Source organism: Pseudonocardia sp. Ae331_Ps2, from assembly GCF_001932405.1.
GTDB lineage: Bacteria > Actinomycetota > Actinomycetes > Mycobacteriales > Pseudonocardiaceae > Pseudonocardia.
In genome coordinates, this window is record NZ_MCIM01000001.1 from 97713 (window position 1) to 99388 (window position 1676).

A 1676-nucleotide genomic window follows, 5' to 3' on the forward strand; every position below is an offset into this window, starting at 1 on the left:
GTACCCACCCCGGGCTGCTCGAGGGCCTGGCCGCGTTCACCGACGACACCCACGCCGCGCTGGGCGACCTCGGCTACGAAGGCGAAGCCGACCGGCTCACCGTGCCCATCAAACCCGTCCCCGGCCGCGGGCAGACGGTCAACCAGCGCACCGTCAACACCCTGCACTCAGCCCTTCGTGCTCTGGCCGAACGCGGAAACGCCCTGCTCAAGACCACCTTCGCCGCGTTGCGGCGAGTCACGCTATGTCCCTGGCGCACCGGCGCGATCACCGCAGCTGCGCTCGTACTACTCCACACCGAGTACGACCGCACGACATGATCAACCCGCTACTGAGAACACCTCACTGTGTCGGCGGTAGGCGACCCGCGGCGCGAACTCATCCACTGGACCGACGGGGTAACCGCAGGGACGCGGAGCGAGGCCGGCGACCAGATCCTGTGTCCGAGCGCTCAGAACCGAATCATCGAACTGAATGCAGATGAGCCGTGGGATGTCGTGACTTCGTCGCTCCTGGGTGACCGCGGGCTACGAGAGTGGATGACCCCGAGAGTCAGCGCCACATCCTTGGCTTTGGCGTGGGTGGCTGCCGGGCACAGAGCCGCATATGTCAACGACGGCGACCTTCGCGGAAGCGTGCATTTCGCTGCCGGCATCGCTCTCTGCACGGGAGCCGGATGCATCGTCACCGACCTGAGAGGAGACGCTGTCGACTCCGGACACGGACTCGTCATCGCAGCAGACCACGACGTGCACAGTGAGTTGCTGCAGCGCATCAGCGACCTGAGTCCCTGATTCAGGAGCCGCGCCATCATGGCCGTTCTGATACCGGCCTCGTAGGCGCACGCGCGGTGACCCGCATGACGGGATGGTCGTGGGTGACCGCTGGCGACGGTCGCAAGCCGAGCGATACCGCACGCTCCTTGCACGGCCGTCACCCGTGGACGATTCCTCTTTTGCTCTCTGGCTGGTGCGTGTCCGGGAGAGGTTTGGTCCAGGTGATGCAGTAGCGCCACATGGGCAGCAGGCGCCAACGACATCCGGGAAGGGCGGATCGGGCTGCGCGACGAACCTCGGAGTAGGTGTGCGGCGGTGGCCAGACCACGGGGGCTGTGTGCTCCCAGAAGCCGTACCGGCGACGCAGCACGGCGTGCTGCACGGCTCCGATGCCGTGGAGCACGACCTCGATCGGCCGGGAGGTCCTCGCCAGCCCGACCACGACGACTCGACCGCCCGGCGACGTGAGATCAGCGCATCGCCGTAGTGCTTGGACTGGATCGGGCAGGTGATGCAGTGTGGCCATCGAAGCCACGACATCGAACGAGTCGGCTGGGAACACGTGGCTCAGAATGTCGCCGTGGACCCACTCGACCATCGGGGCCTCGCTCCGTGCCGAGCGGAGAACTGTCGGGTCCAGGTCGATCGCGACGACCTGGGGAACCCTGTGCACCAGGTCCGCTGCGAGGAGGCCGTTGCCGGTGCCGACGTCGAGAGCTGTCTGGGCGCCACGTGGCACCGCATCCAGGACCAGCCGGTGGTAGTGAATGTTGTGGTTCCACCGCCTCGCCGAGCTGCCTGACACAGCACCATCATGCCAAGCGACTCAAGCAATCCACGACAATCGACAGATCGACGGGCTGAACCACGCCGGATCTCGCCTCGTCTTCCGCTGCATGG

The 1676-nt window shown here is 66.2% G+C and carries 3 protein-coding genes; 2 read left to right on the forward strand and 1 reads right to left on the reverse strand.

Annotated features, from left to right (window positions below; translation table 11 throughout):
- Together Ae331Ps2_RS32930 and Ae331Ps2_RS34070 are read left to right on the forward strand one after the other, a co-directional pair.
- A partial coding sequence (locus Ae331Ps2_RS32930) for a transposase family protein (protein ID WP_283160302.1) occupies nucleotides 1-320 on the forward strand: 320 nt, incomplete at its 5' end.
- Between the two features lie 219 nt (nucleotides 321-539).
- The gene (locus tag Ae331Ps2_RS34070) at nucleotides 540-794 is read left to right on the forward strand and encodes an inositol monophosphatase (RefSeq protein WP_371335794.1); all 255 of its coding nucleotides are present in this window, start codon (nucleotides 540-542) and stop codon (nucleotides 792-794) included.
- 139 nt (nucleotides 795-933) lie between these two features.
- Here the strand turns inward: Ae331Ps2_RS34070 and Ae331Ps2_RS34075 are convergent, their stop codons facing one another.
- Nucleotides 934-1581 carry a bifunctional 2-polyprenyl-6-hydroxyphenol methylase/3-demethylubiquinol 3-O-methyltransferase UbiG gene (locus Ae331Ps2_RS34075; RefSeq protein ID WP_075311423.1) on the reverse strand — a complete coding sequence of 216 codons (648 nt, stop codon included), beginning with the start codon at nucleotides 1579-1581 and terminating at the stop codon, nucleotides 934-936.
- Between the last annotated feature and the right edge of the window lie 95 nt (nucleotides 1582-1676).